At 64.9% G+C, this 19803-nt stretch carries 17 protein-coding genes; 10 read left to right on the top strand and 7 right to left on the bottom strand.

Going from position 1 to position 19803, the window contains the following annotated elements; all coding sequences use genetic code 11:
* Positions 1–86: 86 nt before the first annotated feature.
* On the top strand, positions 87–1979 hold the full coding sequence (locus LOM8899_RS13735) for an acyl-CoA synthetase (RefSeq protein ID WP_093992804.1): 1893 nt from the start codon (positions 87–89) through the stop codon (positions 1977–1979).
* An 85-nt stretch (positions 1980–2064) separates the two neighbouring features.
* Entirely contained in the window at positions 2065–2997 is a 933-nt protein-coding gene (locus LOM8899_RS13730) for a sugar kinase (RefSeq protein WP_245820535.1), read from the top strand.
* Between the two features lie 85 nt (positions 2998–3082).
* Here LOM8899_RS13730 and LOM8899_RS13725 read toward each other — a convergent pair whose 3' ends face one another.
* From LOM8899_RS13725 to LOM8899_RS13710, 4 genes are read right to left on the bottom strand one after another with little or no spacing between them, the layout of a single operon-like run.
* Entirely contained in the window at positions 3083–3466 is a 384-nt protein-coding gene (locus LOM8899_RS13725; RefSeq protein ID WP_093992802.1) for a hypothetical protein, read from the bottom strand.
* A 58-nt stretch (positions 3467–3524) separates the two neighbouring features.
* Complete coding sequence (locus LOM8899_RS13720) at positions 3525–4937, bottom strand: FGGY family carbohydrate kinase (protein WP_093992801.1); 1413 nt, start codon at positions 4935–4937, stop codon at positions 3525–3527.
* Positions 4934–6145, bottom strand: coding sequence for an NAD(P)/FAD-dependent oxidoreductase (locus LOM8899_RS13715; protein ID WP_211096202.1), 1212 nt, complete (start codon positions 6143–6145; stop codon positions 4934–4936). Before LOM8899_RS13715 ends, LOM8899_RS13720 begins: the two co-directional genes overlap by 4 nt.
* Complete coding sequence (locus LOM8899_RS13710) at positions 6138–7589, bottom strand: NAD(P)/FAD-dependent oxidoreductase (RefSeq protein WP_245820534.1); 1452 nt, start codon at positions 7587–7589, stop codon at positions 6138–6140. The genes LOM8899_RS13715 and LOM8899_RS13710 overlap by 8 nt, the downstream gene beginning before the upstream one ends.
* Before the next feature lie 103 nt (positions 7590–7692).
* Between LOM8899_RS13710 and LOM8899_RS13705 the strand changes: the two genes are divergently transcribed.
* The 7 genes from LOM8899_RS13705 to LOM8899_RS13675 all read left to right on the top strand — a co-directional run bounded on the left by LOM8899_RS13705 (position 7693) and on the right by LOM8899_RS13675 (position 15405).
* Complete coding sequence (locus tag LOM8899_RS13705) at positions 7693–8436, top strand: DeoR/GlpR family DNA-binding transcription regulator (RefSeq protein ID WP_093992996.1); 744 nt, start codon at positions 7693–7695, stop codon at positions 8434–8436.
* A 25-nt stretch (positions 8437–8461) separates the two neighbouring features.
* Complete coding sequence (locus LOM8899_RS13700) at positions 8462–8962, top strand: TRAP transporter small permease subunit (RefSeq protein ID WP_093992800.1); 501 nt, start codon at positions 8462–8464, stop codon at positions 8960–8962.
* Positions 8959–10293 carry a TRAP transporter large permease gene (locus LOM8899_RS13695; RefSeq protein ID WP_093992799.1) on the top strand — a complete coding sequence of 445 codons (1335 nt, stop codon included), beginning with the start codon at positions 8959–8961 and terminating at the stop codon, positions 10291–10293. The genes LOM8899_RS13700 and LOM8899_RS13695 overlap by 4 nt, the downstream gene beginning before the upstream one ends.
* Positions 10294–10340: 47 nt before the next feature.
* On the top strand, positions 10341–11408 hold the full coding sequence (gene dctP, locus LOM8899_RS13690) for a TRAP transporter substrate-binding protein DctP (protein WP_093992798.1): 1068 nt from the start codon (positions 10341–10343) through the stop codon (positions 11406–11408).
* 97 nt (positions 11409–11505) lie between these two features.
* Positions 11506–12870: a glutamine synthetase family protein gene (locus tag LOM8899_RS13685; protein ID WP_093992797.1), complete on the top strand. Its 1365-nt coding sequence runs from the start codon at positions 11506–11508 to the stop codon at positions 12868–12870.
* 10 nt (positions 12871–12880) lie between these two features.
* A complete protein-coding gene (locus LOM8899_RS13680) occupies positions 12881–14263 on the top strand; it encodes an aldehyde dehydrogenase family protein (RefSeq protein WP_093992796.1) in 1383 nt (460 codons plus the stop codon).
* The gene (locus tag LOM8899_RS13675) at positions 14260–15405 is read left to right on the top strand and encodes an iron-containing alcohol dehydrogenase (protein ID WP_093992795.1); all 1146 of its coding nucleotides are present in this window, start codon (positions 14260–14262) and stop codon (positions 15403–15405) included. The genes LOM8899_RS13680 and LOM8899_RS13675 overlap by 4 nt, the downstream gene beginning before the upstream one ends.
* Before the next feature lie 128 nt (positions 15406–15533).
* On the opposite strand, the gene efp is transcribed toward LOM8899_RS13675, so the two are convergent.
* Positions 15534–16100, bottom strand: a complete 567-nt coding sequence (gene efp / locus LOM8899_RS13670; protein WP_093992794.1) for an elongation factor P — start codon at positions 16098–16100, stop codon at positions 15534–15536.
* An 87-nt stretch (positions 16101–16187) separates the two neighbouring features.
* Between efp and epmA the strand changes: the two genes are divergently transcribed.
* Positions 16188–17234 (top strand): EF-P lysine aminoacylase EpmA, encoded by a 1047-nt coding sequence (gene epmA, locus LOM8899_RS13665; protein WP_093992793.1) that lies wholly within the window; start codon positions 16188–16190, stop codon positions 17232–17234.
* On the opposite strand, the gene LOM8899_RS13660 is transcribed toward epmA, so the two are convergent.
* Positions 17231–18841 carry a glutamate synthase-related protein gene (locus tag LOM8899_RS13660; RefSeq protein ID WP_093992792.1) on the bottom strand — a complete coding sequence of 537 codons (1611 nt, stop codon included), beginning with the start codon at positions 18839–18841 and terminating at the stop codon, positions 17231–17233. The two genes, epmA and LOM8899_RS13660, sit on opposite strands and share 4 nt — an antisense overlap.
* Before the next feature lie 286 nt (positions 18842–19127).
* Positions 19128–19616: a DNA cytosine methyltransferase gene (locus LOM8899_RS23920; protein ID WP_370739365.1), complete on the bottom strand. Its 489-nt coding sequence runs from the start codon at positions 19614–19616 to the stop codon at positions 19128–19130.
* Positions 19617–19803 lie beyond the last annotated feature (187 nt).

Below are 19803 nucleotides of genomic sequence, written 5' to 3'. Positions count from 1 at the left end.
CATGTGTCCGGCGCTTCGTAACTGGTGCCAAGCGCCCGCGGGGAGACTATGGTGGACGGGCTAAATGCACCGGGAGGAGAGTGCCGATGACTTTTGCCAATATGGCCGACCGCGACGCGATCGAGGCAGAGATGCCGTTCGAAGACCGCGATTTGCCGAAAACCACGTGGGGTCTGCTGAGCAAAACCGCCGCTGCGCATGGCGGCCGCAAGGCGCTGACATTCCAGCTGTTCTCGGATCCCGGCGCCAAGGAAGAGACCTTCACCTGGCGCAGTTTGCAGGATCATGTGGCTCAATCGGCCAACCTGTTCCGCTCGCTTGGCGTGGGCGAGAGCGATGTGGTCGCTTTCCTTTTGCCCAACTGCAACGAATGCGTTCTGACCTATCTGGGCGGCCAGGTGGCGGGCATTGTGCTGCCGATCAACCCGCTGATGGATGCCTCGCAGATCGGGGCGATCCTGCGCGAGGCCAATGCCAAGGTGCTGGTGACCCTGCGCTCCTTCCCCAAGACCGACGTGGCCCAGAAGGCCGCAGAGGCGCTGAGCTTTGCGCCCAGCGTCCAGACCGTTCTTGAGGTTGACCTACTGCGCTATGTGACCGGGATCAAGAAGCTGATCATTCCGCTCATTCGCCCCAAGAACCCGGTCAGCCACAAGGCCCGCGTCCTGAATTTCAATGCTGAAATCGCAAAGCAGCCCACCTCGCTGGCCTTTGAGGACAGCAAGGGCGACCGCGTGGCCGCCTATTTCCATACCGGCGGCACGACCGGCATGCCGAAGGTCGCCCAGCACCGCTATTCGGGCATCATCTACAATTCCTGGCTCGGGGCCCGGCTCTTGTTCGAGGAAACCGACGTTCAGATTTGTCCGTTGCCGATGTTTCACGTCTTTGCGGCCATCGTGAGCCTTGGCGCGTCGTTGTCCTCGGGCTGTCAGATCGTGTTTCCGACGCCCCAAGGCTATCGCGGGGACGGGGTCTTCGACAATTTCTGGAAGCTGATCGAGCGTCACAAGGTGACGTTCATGATCACTGTCCCGACCGCCATGTCGGCCCTGATGCAAAAGCCTGTGAACGCCGACATCTCGTCGCTGAAACTGGCGTTCTGCGGCTCTGCCCCGCTTCCGCTGGAGCTGTACAAGCGCTTCGAGGCGGCCGCCGGCGTGACGATCTGCGAGGGATACGGCCTGACCGAGGCGACCTGTCTGGTGTCGATCAACCCGCCGGACGGCGAGAAGAAAGTGGGCTCCATCGGGATACCGTTTCCGCACACCCGCATTCGCATCATCGACGTGGCCACCCAGACCGATTGCGCCACAGACGAGATCGGTGAGATTTGTCTCAACAATCCCGGTGTGTTCGGCGGCCAGACCTATACCGAAGCGGCCAAGAACGCCGACCTGTTCTATCACTGGCCCGAGGATGGTGACTGGTTCCTGCGCACCGGCGATCTGGGCCGTGTCGATGCCGACGGCTATCTGTGGATCACCGGACGCGCCAAGGATCTGATCATTCGCGGCGGCCACAACATCGACCCCGCCGAGATCGAAGAGGCTCTGGCCGGTCATCCGGCGGTGGCCTTTGCCGGGGCCATCGGCCAGCCCGATGCCCATTCCGGCGAGGTGCCCTGTGCCTATGTCGAACTGGTCGACGGGGCGTCCGTCACCGTGGAGGAGCTGCTCGAGCACGCCAAGGGCCAGATCCATGAGCGCGCCGCCTATCCCAAGTATCTGGAGATCCTCGACGAGCTTCCGAAGACCGCGGTCGGCAAGATCTTCAAGCCCGATCTGCGCCGCCGTGCGATCACCCGCACCTACAACGCCGCGCTGGCCAATGCCGACGTTGCCGCCGAGGTGTCCGAGGTGATCGAGGATAAGAAGCGCGGCCTCGTCGCCCGCATCAGCCGCACCGGCACCGTGTCCGAGGATGAGGTGGTCAAGGCACTGGGTGCGTTCACCCGGCCTTGGGAATGGGCCGACTAGCCTCTGACGCCGATCCTGAACCCTTGGCATGCCCGCTGTGGTGTGCCAAACGGGGGAAAGTTGTATTTCGGATCAGGAGGCTGGCGTGCAGGCAGAGGGAACCCGTTCGTGGGACGTGCTGTGCCTTGGCGAGCCGCTGGTGGAATTCTCGGAGACGACCCCCGGCCACTATCTGCGCGGTTTTGGCGGTGACACCTCGAACGTGGCCATCGCGGTGGCCCGTTCCGGCGGCAAGGCCGCCTATGCCACCCGGATCGGCAATGACGAATTCGGCCAGATGTTCGTCGATCTGTGGGATCGCGAGGGCGTGGACACCTCCCGCGTCATCCGCGACGAAAGCGCGCCGACCGGCCATTATTTCGTGCATCAGACCGATGCGGGCCATCGCTTCAGCTATGCCCGCAAGGGGTCGGCTGCGAGCCTGATGCGCCCCGGCGATCTGGATGCCTCGACGATTGCGCAGGCCCGTGTTCTGCATATCTCGGGCATCACCTGTGCGATTTCCCCCAGTGCTGCGGCTTTGGCCGAGCAGGCCGCCGGATTGGCCCGTCAGGCCGGCACGCGCCTGTCGTTCGACCTGAACTATCGCCCGGCCCTGTGGTCCGTCGATCAGGCCCGCGGCGTGGCGCTGTCGATGCTCAGCCAGTGCGACATCGCCCTGCCGAGCCTTGAGGAAGCCGAGATGCTCTTTGGCCTCAGCGATCCCGAGGCGATCATCGACCGGGTGCTGAGCTTTGGCCCGCAGGTCGTCGCCCTGACCATGGGCGCCCGCGGCGTTTTCGTGGCCACCCCGCAGGCCCGCCGTCTGATTGCCCCGATGAGTGTCGATTTGGTCGATGCCAGCGGCGCGGGCGATACCTTTGACGGCTATTTCCTGTCGGCCATGACCGCGGGCGACGATCTGGTCGAGGCGGCGATCCGCGCCAATGCGGCGGCGGCGTTTTCCACCACTCGCCGTGGTGCTGTGGCGGGCATTCCCGCGGGGTCCGAAGTGGAGGCCGGTCTGCGCCGCGCCTGAGCCTTGCGCCCGGTGTATGCCGTTGAAGTGGGGTTCCACCCCACACCCCGGAGTTTTTCGGCCAAGATGAAGGGGAGCGGTGCCCCTAGCTGCTGGCGCCTGTCAACCGGGCGTGGGCGCTGTAGCATCCGGTTTGCGCGGGTCCGTAGCCGGTGAGATCGTCCAGGTGCACCCGGCTGACCTGCCCCCCGGTGTAGCGCACGTAGAACGGCGCGTAGCCGCCGAAGCCACCGTAGGGATCGGGCGCGTCCCAGTCGCCGCAGCCGATCCGGCTTCCGTCGGGGAGCGCGTAGATCTGCACCTGTCGCAACTCCGAGGGGCGGTTTCGCCCGGCGTGCTGGCTGACCGCCGCATTCAGGAAGGCCAGATCGCTGGCGCTGCTGCCGATCGCGACTGTCGGCATGCCGAGGTCGCCGTTCGAGCAGTTGGCCAGTGCGATTGCCGCCCCGAAGAGGAAGATCTGTTTCACGGCGCGGGCCCCTTGTGTTTGCCGCCTTAAGGCGTCGCTCAGAAGGGTTAAGGATTGCTTAACCGGGCAGCGTCGCCCCGAAGGCCGACACCGCCTCGCGGGCGGCGCGGAACCGCGCGAGGCCGGTCTCGTCGAAGTCTTTTGGCTGCAGCACGTCGCCCGCCGTCGGTAGCGCGAGCGTCAGCCCCATCCCCTGTGCGGCGAGGGCGGCGGTGCCGAGCGCCGTTCGTTCGGCCTCGTCCGACCGCCGGGTGTCCTGCCCGAGGACATCGGTCAGGAATTGGCAGAAGTAGGGGTTTGCCGTCATCCCGCCGTCGATGGCGATGGGCCCGTCGAGCGGCATCGCGGCCTCGATCGCGGAGATGACCTCGCCCGTGCGCAGCGCAACCCCTTCGAGCAGCGCCTGCATCATGTCGCGCGGCCCGGTGTCGAGCCCGAGGCCCAGCCACGCCCCTCGCGCGGCCCTGTCCCAATGCGGGCAGGCGAGCCCGGCGAGGGCGGGCACGAAGGCCAGACCCCGGTCGATGGCGCGTCCGTCGAAGCGGTTGATGTCGTCGTAATCGCGGAACAACCCCAGCCCATGCGCCCAGTTCACCGCCGAGGCCGCGGCATAGACCCCGCCGTCGAGCGCGTAGACCGGGTCGGCGCCGTCGAGCTGCCACGCCACGGTCGGCAGCACGCCCCGCGCCCGCACGAGTGGCCCGGTCACGGCCAGCGCGAAGGCTCCGGTGCCGAAGGTGATCTTGGCCTGACCCGCCCGGTGCCCGCCGTGCCCGTAGAGGGCGGCTTGCTGGTCTGTCACGCTGGCGGTCAGCGGCAGGTCGTGGCTGCCGCCCAGCATCCCGGTGGTGGGGGTGATCCGGGGCAGGCACTCGATCGGCACGCCGAAGAGTGCGCACAGCTCGGCGTCCCATGTGCAGCTGTCCAGCGCCATGAGCGAAGTGCGCGAAGCGGTTGTCACGTCAGTCTCGAACCGCCCCGTCAGCCTGTCGCGGAACCATGCGTCGGTGGTGCCGAGCCGCAGGCGACCGGCGGAGGCAAGCCTTTGCGCCTCGGGGACGTGCCGCAGGATCCAGCCCAGTTTGCTGGCCGAGAAGTAGGGGTCGAGCGGCAGTCCCGCCCGTTGCAGCACCTCGTCGCCGGCGCCTGCGGCTTCGAGTCCGGCGATCACGTCGGAGGTCCGCGCATCCTGCCAGACGATCACCGGCCCGACCGGCGTACCGGTCCGCGCGTCCCAGCCGAGGCAGCTTTCGCCCTGGTTGGCCAGCCCGATCGCCACCGCTCCGGCCTCGGCGCCGGCGCGGATGCAGGTGTCGATGTTGCGCAGCAGTTCGGCGGGGTCGTGTTCGACCCAGCCCGGCTGAGGGTAGTGCTGACCGTGTGGCAGGCTGACCAGCGGCGTGATCTGCCCGGTCTCGGATACCATGAGCGCCCGAGTGCTGGTCGTCCCTTGGTCGATCGCGAGGATCATCTGGACCCCCTTGGCTCGAGCCGCACTTCTGGCCCGGTTCCGGCCTGCGGCAGCGGTAGCAGGATGCGGCGCTCTGGTCGGCTGCGCAAGGTTTTGCCCGCGATGACGGAGCCGTCCGAGAGCAGACTGAGCCTGCCGGTGAGCGCCGTGCCGACCCTGAGTTGCAGGCTGCTGAGCCCCAGTGCCGGCCCTGGCGCGATCCGCTGCGGCACCAAGGCCGAGATCGGCCCGCTGCGCCGGATCCGTTGCCCGGGATCGGCAGGTAACCCGTCGTTCAGATAGGCGTGGATCGCCGCACCGATCGCCCGCCCCTCGGACCAGCTCCAACCGGCCGTCTCGACTGCTCTGAGCAGGTTTCCGGCGGCAAAGTAACCGGCCTCGGAGCAGCGCCCGAATTGGTCGATCTCCGGCCCGCCGGTGTCGGGGTCTGCCCGGATCGGGCTGCGGGCCAAGAGCGGCGCGTCGGGCTGAAACCGCCCGCTGACGATCAGCCCGTCGGTCTGAAGGGTGCGCCCGGTGCTGAGTTGCACCCCGGTGACATGGGCCTGCCCGTCGATCTGGCTGATTTGGGTATTCTTGAGCAGCGGGGTCCCTTGCAGCCGCGGGAACAGCCCGGTGGGCCAGCGGGCGGTGACCGTGTCGGAGGGTTCGATCATCGCCACCGGTTTGATCCCGGCGAGCCGACAGGACAGCAGCGCCGAGAAGGCGACCAGTTCGGTTCCGAGGATCACCGGCCGGTGGAACGGTTTCTGCCCGGTTTCGAGCAGCAGCTGCAGCGCCCCGGTCGACAGCACCCCTTGCGGCTTCGTCCCGCCGATCAGCCGTTCGGCCCGGGTGGTTTCGCGCGCGCCGGTGGCCAGCAGCACGGCGCGGGCGCGGATCGTGGCGGGCCCGGCGTCGGAGGTGACTTCGATCGTGGGGCCGGGCAGGAGCCGGGTGACATTGACCCCGGTGTGGATCACGACCCCGGCGGATTTGGCCTTTTCCACCAGCGTCTTGGCGTAGCTCGGCCCGGTCATCAGCCGCCGGAATTCCCGCAGGCCGTAGGGCGAGTGGCTGCAATGCCGCGGCACGCCGCCGGCCTGCCCCTCACGGTCTAGCACGACGACCCGGCAGCCGCCGCCCTGCGCGATGACCGTCGCGGCGGCGAGGCCCGCCGGGCCCGCGCCGACGATCACCACGTCGATTTCGGCAGGTAGATCAGTCATCGGCTGTCATCGGCTGGCTGAGTTTGCCTTTGGTCAGCCGCGCCAAGGCACCGGCGCAGTAGTAGCCTTGGCATCGCCCCATCGTGACCCGCGTCCGCCGCTTTAGCCCGGCCAGCGATTGCGCGGGGAGCGGGCCGTTGAGGGCGGCACGGATTTCGCGCTCGGTGACCATCTCGCAATGGCAGAGCACGCCGCCGTGGCCGGGGCTTTGCCAGTCTCGTGGGGCAGTTTCCGCGATGTTCGGCACGCTGGGCCAGACCGGCTCCGGTGCGATCCAATCGGGGGCGCGTTCGTCCTCCCAGAGCTTGCGGACATGTTGTGCGATCCCCAGCGCGGCGGAGAGCCCGGTGGACCGGATACCGCCGACGGTGATCATGTTTTCGGGATGCTTGCTGATCCGGTAATGCTTTTCCTCGGTGGCGGGGCGCAGACCGGCATAGAGGGCGGTGACTTTGTGGTGGGCCAGAGCGGGCAGAATTTCCTGCCCGCGTGCCTTGAGCGCCTCCAGCGTGGGCTGGTGCAGGCCGGCGTCCGTGCGGCTGTTCTGCTCTTCGGCGGTTGGCCCGACCAGCAGATTGCCCCAGATCGTGCGGCAGACCACGATCCCCTTGGTGACCTTGGTTGGCACCGGCAACAGGATGTGGCGGGCCAGATCGAAGGCCGGTTTGTCGTAGACGATGAACTGCCCCTTGCGCGGCTTGATCGTGAAATCCGTCCGTCCGAGCAGCAGGTCGTCGATCCGGTCGCCATAGAGCCCGGCGGCGTTGATCACGCTGGAGGTCCGAACGGGGCCTTGGCTGGTCTTGAGCGTCCAATCGGTGCCGTTGAACGCGCCGCCCGTCACTTCGCAGCGCCGCCGGACGTCGGCGCCGTGGGCGATGGCTTGCGTCAGGTAGGCCAGCGGCGCGGACCACGGGTCGATCAGGTATTCGCGCGGCACCCGGAACGCTGCCCGCGCCTCTGCGCCGAGCCCGGGTTCAGCTTCGCGCAGCGCCGGACCGTCGAGGTATTCGATGTCGGTCACGCCGTTGCTGCGGGCTTGCTCCATGAGGCCGGGCAGGGCGGCTTCCTCCTCGTCGCTCCATGCGATGACGAGGGCGCCGGACGTGAGCAGCGGCAGGCCAAGCCGTTCGCGGATCTCGAGGTACTCGGCATGTCCCGCCGCCACGCAGGCCGCCTCCAGGCTGCCTGTCGGGGCGTCGAACCCGGTGTGCAGGATCGCCGAGTTGCCCTTGGAGGCGCCGTCGAGGATGTCGTGCGCCTTTTCCAGCACCACCACCCGCGCCCCGGCCATGGCGAAGGACCGCGCCAGAGCGCAGCCGACGACGCCTGCGCCGATGATCGCGATGTCATAGCGGTCGGGGGAGGGGGCTGAGTGCGGCAAGGCGGGCTCCGGCAGATGGGCGCTGATACAAACGCTGGCATAGCTTGCCCGTTCAGTCAATTCCACAGGCGTCTTGTGACCAAATGGGCGAGTGACCCGTCAATTGCATGTTGACATGGTCAATTTGACTGCGCTTAGCTGGCCGCAATCAGGGGGCCAGTCCGTGAAGCCAAAAGATCGCCAGCGCGAGATTGTGGAACTTGTCGATCATCGCGGCGAGGCCAGCGTCGATGATCTGGCACTGGCGTTTGACGTCTCGCCCGAGACCATCCGCCGCGATCTGGCGGTATTGGCCGAGGCCGGTGCGCTGCAAAAGGTGCATGGTGCGGCTCGCCGGATGCGGTTTCTGGGCGAGGGCAGCTTTGCCGAGCGGATGATGGATCATGCCGGTGCCAAGGCCGAGATCGCCCGCAAGCTCATCGCGCATATCCGCCCCGGCGAGACCATCTTGATGGACACCGGCACCACGACGCTGGCCGCCTCGGCGGCGCTGGCCTCTGTGCCCGGCCTGACGGTGGTGACCAATTCGGTCCGCATTGCCCAGGCCATGGGCGGGGCGGAGGTCTTGCTGCTTGGCGGCCGCTACCGCGCGGACAACGGCCAGACCGTCGGCCCCGAGACCATCGCCCAGATCGCCCAGTTTCAGGCCGATGCCGCCGTGCTGACGGTCACGGCCATTGACGAAGCTGCGGGCGCCATGGATGCTGATCTGGAGGAGGCACAGATCGCCCGTGCAATGCGCAATCACGCCAGACGCTGCATCGTTCTTGCGCATGGCGCGAAATTCGGCAAATCGGCGGCACATCGGATCTGTCCATTGAGCGAGATGGATGTGCTTGTCTGTGACGTGCTGCCGGAGCCTTCGTTCGTGGCGGCTGTGGCCGAACATGGGGGGACGGTGTGCTAGGAACCAGACGGGGCGGGGTGCTGTGATGCGGGCCTATGTGCGGGCAATGGACAAGCTGGCCGATTGGGTCGGCATCGTTGCCATGTATCTGATTTTCCTGATGATCGCGATCCTTCTCTTGGACGCGGTGACCCGTAACGTCATCGACATTCCGCTGCATTGGTGCATCGAGGCCGCCCAGTTTACCCTCGCCGCCTATTACTTCATGGGCGGGGCCATGACCCTCAAGGACAACGACCACGTCCGCATGGACCTGTTCTATGACCGTCTCAGCGACACCGGAAAGGCCAAGATGGACCTGATCACGATGATCTGCCTGTTGTTCTATCTGGGCGTCTTGCTGTTCGGCTCGGTGTCGTCGCTGACCTATGCCATCGAGACCGGCGAGCGCCGGTTCAGCATGTGGAACCCGTCGATGATCCCCATCAAGGCGCTGATGACCGCCTGTATCGTGCTCATGGTGGGCCAGACCTTTGCCCTGATCATCAAATACTGGCACGCCGCGAAGGGAGAGCCCCTCGTATGAGCTATGAGATGATCGCCATCTTGATGTTCGCGTCGATGATGGTGCTGTTGCTGACCGGACAGCGCGTGTTCGCCGCCATCGGATTTGTCGCCTCGGGCATGGTGCTGATGCTCTATGGCACCGGCGGGGTCGAAATCCCGTTCAGTCAGGCGTTCAAGCTGTTCAACTGGTTTCCGATGCTCACGCTGCCCCTGTTCATCTACATGGGCTATATCCTGAGCGAGAGCGGGATTGCCGAAGACCTTTACCGGATGCTCCATGTCTGGTTCGGCAGGGTGCGAGGCGGGCTGGCCATCGGCACCATTCTGTTGATGGTGATCATCTCGGCGATGAACGGGCTGAGCGTGGCCGGCATGGCGATTGGGGCCACCATCGCCCTGCCGGAGATGCTCCGCCGGGGCTATGACAAGGTGCTGATCACCGGCGTCGTCCAAGGCGGCTCGTCTCTGGGCATCCTTGTGCCGCCCTCCGTGGTCATGGTGCTTTACGGTATGATCGCCCGCCAGCCGGTGAGCCAGTTGTGGCTGGCCGGTGTGATCCCCGGCCTTTTGATGGCGACGATGTTCGTCATCTACATCTGGGTCCGCTGCCGGGTGAACCCGGACCTCGCCCCGGTGGTCAGCGACGAGGAATTGGCCATGCCGATGCGCGAGAAGCTGGCGCTCTTGCGTGCGGGCATCATCCCCTTCGCGATCTTCTTCGCGATGACCGGCCTGTTTGTCATGGGCGTCACCTCGCTGGTCGAAAGCTCTGCCGTGGGGGCGACCTCGGCCACGCTGGCCGCCGCTTGGAAGCGCCGTCTGTCGTTCAAGATGATCCACGAGACCGCCCGCAAGACCTTGGCGATTTCGTGCATGTTCCTGTGGCTGATCCTCGCGGCCCTCGCCTTTGGCGCGGTGTTCGACGGGATCGGGGCGGTCCGCGCCATCGAGACGCTGTTCATTACCCGTTGGGAGCTGACCCCGTGGCAGGTGATCATCATGATGCAGCTGAGCTTTATCGTGATGGGCATGTTTCTGGACGACACCGCGATGCTGGTGATCGTGGCCCCGCTATATGTGCCGCTGGTCAAGCTGCTCGATCTGGGTTTCGACAACCAGTTGATCTGGTTTGGCGTACTTTACACGATGACCTGTCAGATCGCCTATATCACGCCGCCGTTCGGCTATAACCTGTTCCTGATGCGCGCGATGGCGCCCAAGGAAATTGGCCTTTTGGACATCTATCGGTCGATCTGGCCGTTTGTGATCATGATGGCGACGACCATCGCCCTCGTTATGTTCTTTCCGCAGATTGCCCTTTGGCTGCCCGAAACCGTGCGCGGCCGTTGACCCCAAGGCCCGACAAGAGGCCCCATACCAACCAAGGAGAGTTGAAGATGACTGACAAGATCCTAAGCCCCAGCGAGAAGATCCTCGCCTCGCGCCGCAAGTTCCTTGCGGCCGGTATCGCGGCCCCGGCTGCGCTTGCCGCCCCGTCGATCGTCAAGGCGCAGGCTCCGATCCGGTGGCGTTTGCAGACCTATTCCGGCGCCCCCCTTGGTGCCCATGTGATCAAGCCGCAGGTGGATGCGTTCAACGCCGCCGCAAACGGCGAAATGGAGATCGAACTCTATTACGCCGACCAGTTGGTCCCCACGGGCGAGCTGTTCCGCGCCATGCAGAACGGCACCATCGACGCGGTGCAGTCGGATGATGCGACGATGGCCTCGCCGGTCGATATCTCGGTCTTTGGCGGGTATTTCCCATTTGCCACGCGCTACTCGCTCGATGTGCCGGCGCTGTTTTCCTACTACGGGCTGAACGAGATCTGGGCCGAAGCCTACGGCGAAGTCGAGAACGTCACGTGGCTGTCCTCGGGCGCTTGGGATCCGCTGCATATCTTCTCGAAGGACTCGATCCGCAGCCTTGCCGACATGCGCGGCAAGCGAGTGTTCGGTGTGCCGACCGCGGGCCGCTTCCTGTCGCAATACGGCCTGATCCCGGTCACCGTGCCGTGGGACGACGTGGAAGTCGCGCTGCAAACCGGCGAGCTGGACGGCGTGGCATGGTGCGGATTTACCGAAGCCTACGAGGTCGGCTGGGCCGATCTGTGCAACTATGCCCTGACCAACTCGATGACCGGCGCGTGGTTCGGCAGCTATTTCGCCAATACCGAAAGCTGGAACGCTGTCCCGCCGCATCTGCAGCAGCTGTATCGCAGCACCATCGACCAGTCGCACTATTACCGTGCCCAGTGGTATTGGGGCGGCGAGGCCAAGCTGCGCGTCGAAGGCGAGAAGATGGAGCTGACATCGCTGCCCGCCGACGAATGGGCGCAGGTCAACGCCGATGCTCAGGTGTTCTGGGACGAAATCGCGGCCTCTTCCCCACGTGCGGGCAAGGTTGTAGATGCGTTCAAGGCCTATGCGGCAACGATGGAAGCGGCAGGCTACCCCTACCGCTGATCCCATCGCAAAAAGACAAGCGCGGGGGCCAGATTGGCCCTCGCGAACCGTTTCACATCAAAGAATGACAAGTCCGTCTTGAAGAAAGTATGCGCCAATGCCTGCCAACCTGACACTTGATGCTCTGAAAGCCGCAGTGGATGCGGGCGAAATCGACACTGTTCTGACCTGCGTCGTGGATATGCAGGGCCGGATGATGGGAAAGCGCTTTCACGCCGCGCATTTCGTGAACGGCGGCTATCACGAGACCCACGGCTGCAACTATCTGCTGGCCACGGATATCGAGATGAACACCGTTCCCGGTTACAAGTCGACATCCTGGGAGGCGGGCTATGGCGATTACGTTCACAAGCCCGATCTGAGCACCCTGCGCCGGGTGCCGTGGCTGCCCGGGACGGCGATGGTGATGTGCGATCTGTTGGATCACCACACCCACGAAGAGGTCTCCGTCTCGCCGCGCGCCATTTTGAAGCGCCAGATCGCCCGTGCCGAGGCGATGGGCTTCACCCCGATGATGGCGACCGAGCTCGAGTTCTACCTGTTCGAACAGAGCTTCGATGCGCTCAACGACCAGGGCTATCGCGATTTGCAGACCCTCGGCCGCTACAACGTCGATTATGCGATCATGGGCACGACCAAGGAAGAGGCGGTGATGCGCGATCTGCGCAACGGCCTCTATGGCGCCGGCATCCCGGTGGAGAATTCCAAGGGCGAGGCCGAAACCGGGCAGGAAGAGATCAACATCAAGTATTCCGATGCTCTCGACACCGCCGACATGCACACGATCACCAAGAACGCGACCAAGGAGATCGCCTTCAACCACGGCCGTTCGGTGACCTTCATGGCGAAATATGCGACCGACCGGGCCGGATCGTCGAGCCACGTCCACCAGTCGCTCTGGCAGGGCAGCACGCCGGTGTTCTACGACCCGGCCGCCGAGCATGGCATGAGCGCCACGATGCGCGCCTATATGGCGGGCCTCTTGGCCCATGCCTCTGACGTGACGGCCTTTCTGGCGCCCTACGTCAACAGCTACAAGCGGTTCACCGTCGGGATGTTTGCCCCCACCAAGGCGGTCTGGTCGATGGACAACCGCACCGCGGGCTTCCGGGTTTGCGGCGCCGACACCAAGGGGGTGCGCGTCGAGTGCCGCATCGGCGGGGCGGATCTCAACCCGTATCTGGCGCTGGCCTCGCAGCTTGCGGCGGGCCTGACCGGCATCGAGCAGGGCTTGGTGCTGGAGCCCGAAGCCTCGGGCGACGTCTATCAGGCCGGCGAAGCCCGCGAGATCCCGTCGACCCTGCGCGACGCGGCGACAGCCCTTGACGGGTCGACGATGTTGCGCTCTGCCTTCGGCGACGACGTGGTCGATCACTACGTCCACGCCGCCCGCTGGGAGATTGCCGAAAACGACCGGGCCGTTACGGACTGGGACATCAAACGCGGCTTTGAACGCGCTTAAGGACACCGACATGACCAAGACAATCAAATGTATATCGCCCGTCGACGGGAGCCTTTATGCCGAGCGCCCCGTCCTGACGGAGGCCGAGGCCGACGCCGCGGTTGCCGCCGCCAAGGCCGCCCAGTCGGGCTGGGCCGCCCGCCCCCTGACAGAGCGGATCGAGATGGTTCGTGCAGCTCTCGCCACGCTCAACACCATGTCCGACCGCGCTGTCGAGGAACTGGCCTGGCAGATGGGCCGCCCGACCCGCTATGGCGGTGAATTCGGCGGCATGAACGAACGCTCGAACTACATGCTGAGCATCGCCGAAACCGCGCTCGCCCCCGAGATCGTCGAGGACAGCCCGAAGTTTGACCGCCGGATTGAGCGCGCCCCTCAAGGCGTGGTCTTTGTCATCGCGCCGTGGAACTACCCCTACATGACCGCGATGAACACCATCGTTCCGGCGCTGGTGGCGGGAAATGCGGTGATGCTCAAGCATGCCAGCCAGACCCTGCTGGTGGGCGAAATGCTGGCCGAGGCCTTTGCCGGCCTGCCCGACGGGGTGTTTCAGAACGTGGTTCTGGATCACGCCGGCACCGAGCGCCTGATCGCGGCCCGGGCCTTTGATTTCGTGAACTTCACCGGATCGGTCGGCGGAGGCCGCGCGATCGAACGGGCCGCAGCGGGCACCTTCACCGGCACGGGCCTCGAGCTTGGCGGCAAGGATCCGGGCTATGTCATGGCCGATGCCGATATCGACTGGGCCGTCGATACGCTGATGGACGGGGCGATGTTCAACGCCGGCCAATGCTGCTGCGGGATCGAGCGGATCTACGTCCATGAGAGCCTCTATGACGCCTTTGTCGAAAAGGCGGTGGCATGGGTGAACGCGCTGAAACTGGGTAACCCGTTTGACGCCGACACGACCATCGGCCCGATGGCCCATGCCCGCTTTGCCTCGGTGGTCCGCGATCAGATCGCGGATGCCGTGGCCGCCGGGGCCAAGCCCCTGATTGACCCGGCCCATTTCCCCGCCGATGACGGCGGCGCCTATCTCGCTCCGCAAGTGCTCGTGGACGTGGATCATTCCATGGCGGTGATGCGCGAGGAGAGCTTTGGCCCGGTGGTCGGCATTATGTCGGTCAAGGACGACGAGGAAGCGCTCGCCCTGATGAACGATTGCGCCTACGGGCTGACCGCGAGCCTCTGGACGAGCGACCCCGAACGGGCGATGGCCCTTGGTCGCCGGATCGAGACCGGCACCGTCTTCCTGAACCGCGCCGATTACATCGACCCGGCGGTCTGCTGGACCGGGTGCAAGGACACCGGCCGCGGCGGCGCGATGTCGGCCATCGGCTATGCCTCGGTCACCCGGCCGCGCAGCTATCACATGAGAAAGGTCAAAGCATGAGCATCACCGCCAATTGGTCTTACCCCACGGCGATCAAGTTCGGGGCAGGGCGGATCGCTGAACTGCCCGCCGCCTGCGCACAGGCCGGGATCACGCGGCCCCTGCTGGTCACCGACCGCGGGCTTGCCGGGATGGAGATCACGACGCGCGCGCTCGACATTCTCGAGGCTGCGGGGCTGGGCCGGGCGCTGTTTTCCGAAGTGGACCCGAACCCAAACGAGTTGAACCTCGCCGTGGGGCTGGCCGCCTATCGGGCCGGTGGGCACGACGGGGTCGTGGCCTTTGGCGGCGGCTCCGGGCTCGATCTGGGCAAGATGGTCGCCTTCATGTCCGGGCAGACCCGGCCATTGTGGGACTTCGAGGATGTGGGCGACTGGTACACCCGCGCCGATCCGGCAGGCATCGCGCCCATCGTCGCGGTGCCGACGACGGCGGGCACAGGCTCCGAAGTGGGCCGGGCCTCGGTCATCACCAACTCCGAAACCCATGTGAAGAAGATCATCTTCCACCCCAAGGTGCTGCCGTCGGTCGTCATCTGCGATCCGGAGTTGACCGTGGGCATGCCCAAGATGATCACCGCCGGTACGGGGATGGATGCCTTTGCCCATTGCCTCGAGGCGTTCTGCTCGCCGCACTATCACCCGATGAGCCAGGGGATCGCGCTCGAAGGATTGCGGCTGGTCAACGACAACCTGCTGCGCGCCTATGTGGACGGGACGGATATCGAGGCGCGGGCTCTTATGATGAGCGCCGCCGCGATGGGGGCGGTTGCCTTCCAGAAGGGGCTGGGTGCGATCCACGCGCTGAGCCACCCGGTTGGGGCAGTCTACGGCACCCATCACGGCACCACGAACGCGGTGGTGATGCCCGCCTGCCTCGCCTTCAACCGGCCCGCCATCGAAGGCCGACTGGCGCAGGCGGCGGCCTATATGGGGATCGCCGGCGGATACGAAGGCTTTGTCGCCCGCGTCATGGAACTGCGCGAGATGCTGGCGATCCCGTCGGGCCTGTCCGCGATGGGCGTCGAGGCCGAGCGTCTGGACGAGTTGACTGCCATGGCCATCGAAGACCCGAGCGTCGGAGGCAACCCGGTCGCCATGACGCTGGAGAACACGCGGAGCCTGTTCGAGGCCGCGATGTAATCCCGGCCGCGCGCCTGCGGCGACGTTCGGGATTTCCGTATTTGAAAGCCAAAAGAAGCGAAGGTGAGCTTGGTTTCTTTTGGCTCCAAATACGGCGGGGGTTTGGGGGCAGCGCCCCCAGCGACCTGTCAGTCCTTGGACCGTTCGACGTAGGAATTGTCGTCGGTGTTGATCACGACCCGGGTTTCGGCGCTGATGTGCGGCGGCACCATGATCCGCAGCCCATTCGAACACATCGCAGGCTTGTAGGAGGACGAGGCGGTTTGGCCTTTGACGACCGGCTCCGTCTCGGTGATCTCGACGACCATCCGTTGAGGCAATTCCATCGCGATGGCGACCTCTTCGTAGGTCTTGATCGAGACCCGCAGTCCGTCGGTCAGGTAGACCTTGCTGTCGCCGATCACGTCTTCGGTGACGGTGACCTGTTCGTAGGTGTTGGGCTCCATGAAGTGGAACCCCTCGCCGTCCTCGTAGAGGAAGTCGTAGTCCCGCTCTTCGACATGCGCCCTTTCGACCTGTTCTGTCGTCCGCCACCGTTCGGAGACCTTGACCCCGTCGGAGATGCGGCGCATGTCGATCTGGGTCACGGGAGTGCCCTTGCCGGGATGGAAATTCTGGGCGGTCAGGACGACATAGAGCTTGCCGTCGATGTCGAGGACGTTCCCTTTACGGAGGCTGGAGGCGATGACTTTCACGGATGCATCCTTGTGCAGTGAGGCTGAGTATTTGCCCTTGCCCCTAACCTATCTCGCGCCATTTCGCCAGATCAAAGCGGTGGGCCGATGAGCCCCGTCGACACGCCGTGGTGGCATCCGCGCCGACATGCCGACCGCCGTCCCCTGATGTTGGCCCGCGCCCGTATTCAGGCGCAGATGCGCGTGTGGTTTGCGGAGCAGGACTTTGTCGAAGTCGACCCGATGGCGATGCAGGTCTCACCCGGCAACGAGGCCCATTTGCATGCCTTTGCCACCGAAGCGGTGGGCAACGACGGCCTGTCGCGGCCCCTCTATCTGCACACCTCGCCGGAATTCGCGATGAAGAAGCTCCTCGCTGCCGGAGAGACCCGCATCGCCGCTTTCGCCCACGTTTGGCGCAATCGCGAGCGTGGCGTCTTGCACAGCCCTGAGTTCATCATGCTCGAGTGGTATCGCGCCGATGCCCCCTACGAGGCGTTGATGGCCGATTGCGGGGCCCTCGTGGCTCTGGCGGCCCGCGCGGCCGGAGCCACGATCCTGCGCTTTCGCGAGGCCACCTGCGATCCCTTTGCCCCGCCCGAGCGTTTGAACGTGGCCGATGCCTTTGCCCGCTATGCCTCGATCGATCTCTTGGCCACGGTCGACGCCCAAGGTGCCCCGGATGCGCAGGCCCTCGCCGCCCAAATGGCCCGCCGCGGGATGCGTGCCGCCCCGGATGACACCTGGTCCGACATGCTGTCCCGCATTCTCGTGGAGAAGGTCGAACCGCATCTCGGCCATGGTCGGATGACCATTCTGGACCGCTATCCCGTGGCCGAGGCCGCCCTTGCCCGCAAGGCCCCGGACGACCCCCGCGTGGCCGAGCGGTTCGAGCTTTATGCCTGCGGGGTCGAACTCGCCAATGGTTTTGGTGAGCTGACCGACCCCGCCGAGCAGCGCCGCCGCTTCGAGGCCGAGATGGCCGAGATGCAGCGCGTCTACGGCAAGCGCTATCCGCTCGACGAGGATTTCCTTGCCGCTCTGGAGCATATGCCCGAGGCCAGCGGCATCGCGCTCGGCTTTGACCGGCTGGTCATGCTCGCCACCGGCGCCCCGCGCATCGACGACGTGATCTGGGCGCCGGTTCCCGATTAACCGACGCCGCCAAAGCGCACTCCGGACAGCTCTGCCATGTCCTTTTTCCACGTCGTCAGATCGTCGACGTTGAATTTCGAGACATGATCGTGCCCGCAGGCCCGCGCCATGACCTGCATCAGCTCGACGCTCGCCTCGAAGAAATTGGCCAGTTGCTTGGCCGACTTGTCGACGATCAAGCGGCTGACGAGGTTGGGTTTTTGCGTTGCGATCCCGACCGGGCAGTTGTTGGTGTGGCAGGCCCGCATCGCGAGGCAGCCAATCGCCTGCATGGCCGCATTCGACACCGCGACCGCATCCGCCCCGAGCGCCAGCGCCTTGATGAAATCGGCCGGGCTGCGCAACCCGCCCGTGATCACCAGCGTCACGTCGCCCCGCGCCGACGCATCCAGATGCCGCCGCGCCCGCGCCAGCGCGGGGATCGTCGGCACCGAGATATTGTCCCGGAAGATCGTCGGTGCGGCCCCGGTGCCGCCGCCGCGCCCGTCGAGGATGATGTAGTCAACCCCCACCTCCAGCGCGGCGTCGATATCCCGTTCGATGTGCTGCGCCGACAGTTTGTAGCCGATCGGGATGCCACCCGTCCGGTCGCGCACCTCGTCGGCGAAGTCCTTGATCTGCGCCGGATCGGTCCATTCCGGGAACCGCGCCGGCGAGACCGCGTCTTCGCCTTCGCCCAGCCCCCGCACTTCGGCGATCTTGTCGGTGACCTTGTTTCCCGGCAGGTGCCCGCCGGTTCCGGTCTTGGCCCCCTGACCGCCCTTGAAGTGAAACGCCTGAACGCCTTTGAGCTTGTCCCACTCGAACCCGAACTTCGCCGAGGCGAGTTCGTAGAAATACCGGCTGTTGGCCTCCTGCTCTTCGGGCAGCATCCCGCCTTCGCCCGAGCAGATCCCGGTTCCCGCCATTTCGGCCCCTTGCGCCATCGCGACCTTGGCCGACACCGACAGCGCCCCGAAGGACATGTCCGACACCATCAGCGGGATCCTGAGCCGCAGCGGTTTCTGCGCATTCGGTCCGATCACCACGTCTGTCCCCACAGCCTCGTCGTCGAGCATCGGCGGCTTGTGCAACTGTGCGGTGAGGATTTGGATGTCGTCCCATTTCGGCAGGCTTTCGCGCGACACGCCCATCGAGGCGAGCTTGCCGTGGTGCCCGGTCTTGGACAGCCCGTCCTTGGCATATTGCTGGATCAGCCCGGTTTCCTGCTCTTCCGGTGCGCCGCCCGACGGGTCGGCGTAGAGCCCGAGATAGGCGTCGCGGTTGTAGGGTTGCGGATTGTCCTTCGCCCAATCGCCGATCTCGTCCGCATCGACGAGGATCTCGCCGTTTTCGACCCACGAGCTGAACTTGGGCAGCTTTTCCTCGTTGTTATAGGCCGACACCCCGGTATCCAGCCGGTAATCCCAGTTGTGCAGCCCGCAGATCAGGTCGTCGCCGCGCACGAAGCCGTCCGACATGAGCGCCCCCCGGTGCAGGCACCGCCCGTAAAACACCGAGACCGCGTCGTCGAAGCGCACGACGACGAGGTCGACATCGGCCACGAGCGCATATTCGGGGGATCGGTCAGGCAGATCATCGAGTTTCATGATGGATATCTTGTTCATCGCCGTCTCCCACTTGCCATGTGCCGCAATTCTCCGTGCGGGAGCGGACTCCGGCCCGTCACCCTGACCGGTCTACGTGGCGCAGCACCCCGCGCGGTCAAGTCCATCCTGCCGTGAACGCGGTGGTGTGGCCAGTCCGATGGGCTCTGGGCTGAACCGGCTGTGTCGGTCTGATGCATCGCCTCGACGAGGAACCTACGCCGAGACCATCCAGAAAGCGCGACAGAGCCGTCGCGTTAACACTTTGATCTTATCAGCCAAAAGCCGATCTCCAGAAGTCGGCAGCCTACCAGGGCAGATTGGGTTCGGTGCCGCTTGCTTCGGAAAGAGCGGCTGAAACCGCCATCATGCCAAGCAAGGGAGGCACGGCATCCCCGATCCACTTTGCGAGCTCTTTTCTGGTCGTGTTTCCTTTAGGGGCTTCAAAGCCGTATCCGTCGGGAAAACATTGGATTCGTGCAGCTTCTTGTGGCGTAATCAGACGAGCTCGCGTCGGATGTGTGAAGCGACCCTGACCGGGCGTACCGATGCCCGTAGTAATTGTCGCTGCAGACCTATCTGCATACATGCATCTGTAAACCGAACCGTAGGTTTTTCCGTCTTGATGACTTTCCGGTCTTATTTCGTTGGGCAGTTTCAATTCGCCCCAACGGCGCAGCGGCTCAATTCTCGGCGCTGGGCACCGGAGTGCAATCGAAATTAGTGGTACCGAACTTATCCTGCGAATCCTCAATAGCCTAATAGATATTGAGAGGCTCGCGCTTTCTAAAAACATCAAGCGCGTGACGTTGGGCCCAACGTGAGCTTCCCCCTTTAACGTGGTCCTTCGGTTTCTAATCAAAGGGGGAGGCTCAAGTTGCTTCGCAACTCTCGGGCGAGGATGGCACCCACCTTACCGAACCGCGCTTTAGCTCAAGCATGCCATTCTGTTGACAAAATCGACCCGTAAGGACAACCATAGG

Source organism: Flavimaricola marinus (genome assembly GCF_900184895.1).
GTDB classification, from domain to species: Bacteria; Pseudomonadota; Alphaproteobacteria; order Rhodobacterales; family Rhodobacteraceae; genus Flavimaricola; species Flavimaricola marinus.
The sequence above is the reverse complement of the archived record's forward strand: the minus strand, read 5'-3'. Positions and strand labels throughout refer to the sequence as shown.

Excerpts from the sequence above, each read along its gene's own strand:
- LOM8899_RS13700 (WP_093992800.1), top strand. The coding sequence starts at position 8,462 with ATGCGGGCCTATGTGCGGGCAATGGACAAGCTGGCCGATTGGGTCGGC.
- epmA (WP_093992793.1), top strand. The coding sequence starts at position 16,188 with ATGAGCCCCGTCGACACGCCGTGGTGGCATCCGCGCCGACATGCCGAC.
- LOM8899_RS13675 (WP_093992795.1), top strand. The coding sequence starts at position 14,260 with ATGAGCATCACCGCCAATTGGTCTTACCCCACGGCGATCAAGTTCGGG.
- LOM8899_RS13685 (WP_093992797.1), top strand. The coding sequence starts at position 11,506 with ATGCCTGCCAACCTGACACTTGATGCTCTGAAAGCCGCAGTGGATGCG.
- LOM8899_RS13715 (WP_211096202.1), bottom strand. The coding sequence starts at position 6,145 with ATGACTGATCTACCTGCCGAAATCGACGTGGTGATCGTCGGCGCGGGC.
- LOM8899_RS13735 (WP_093992804.1), top strand. The coding sequence starts at position 87 with ATGACTTTTGCCAATATGGCCGACCGCGACGCGATCGAGGCAGAGATG.
- LOM8899_RS13720 (WP_093992801.1), bottom strand. The coding sequence starts at position 4,937 with ATGATCCTCGCGATCGACCAAGGGACGACCAGCACTCGGGCGCTCATG.
- dctP (WP_093992798.1), top strand. The coding sequence starts at position 10,341 with ATGACTGACAAGATCCTAAGCCCCAGCGAGAAGATCCTCGCCTCGCGC.
- LOM8899_RS23920 (WP_370739365.1), bottom strand. The coding sequence starts at position 19,616 with ATGTTTTTAGAAAGCGCGAGCCTCTCAATATCTATTAGGCTATTGAGG.
- LOM8899_RS13680 (WP_093992796.1), top strand. The coding sequence starts at position 12,881 with ATGACCAAGACAATCAAATGTATATCGCCCGTCGACGGGAGCCTTTAT.
- LOM8899_RS13695 (WP_093992799.1), top strand. The coding sequence starts at position 8,959 with ATGAGCTATGAGATGATCGCCATCTTGATGTTCGCGTCGATGATGGTG.
- LOM8899_RS13660 (WP_093992792.1), bottom strand. The coding sequence starts at position 18,841 with ATGAACAAGATATCCATCATGAAACTCGATGATCTGCCTGACCGATCC.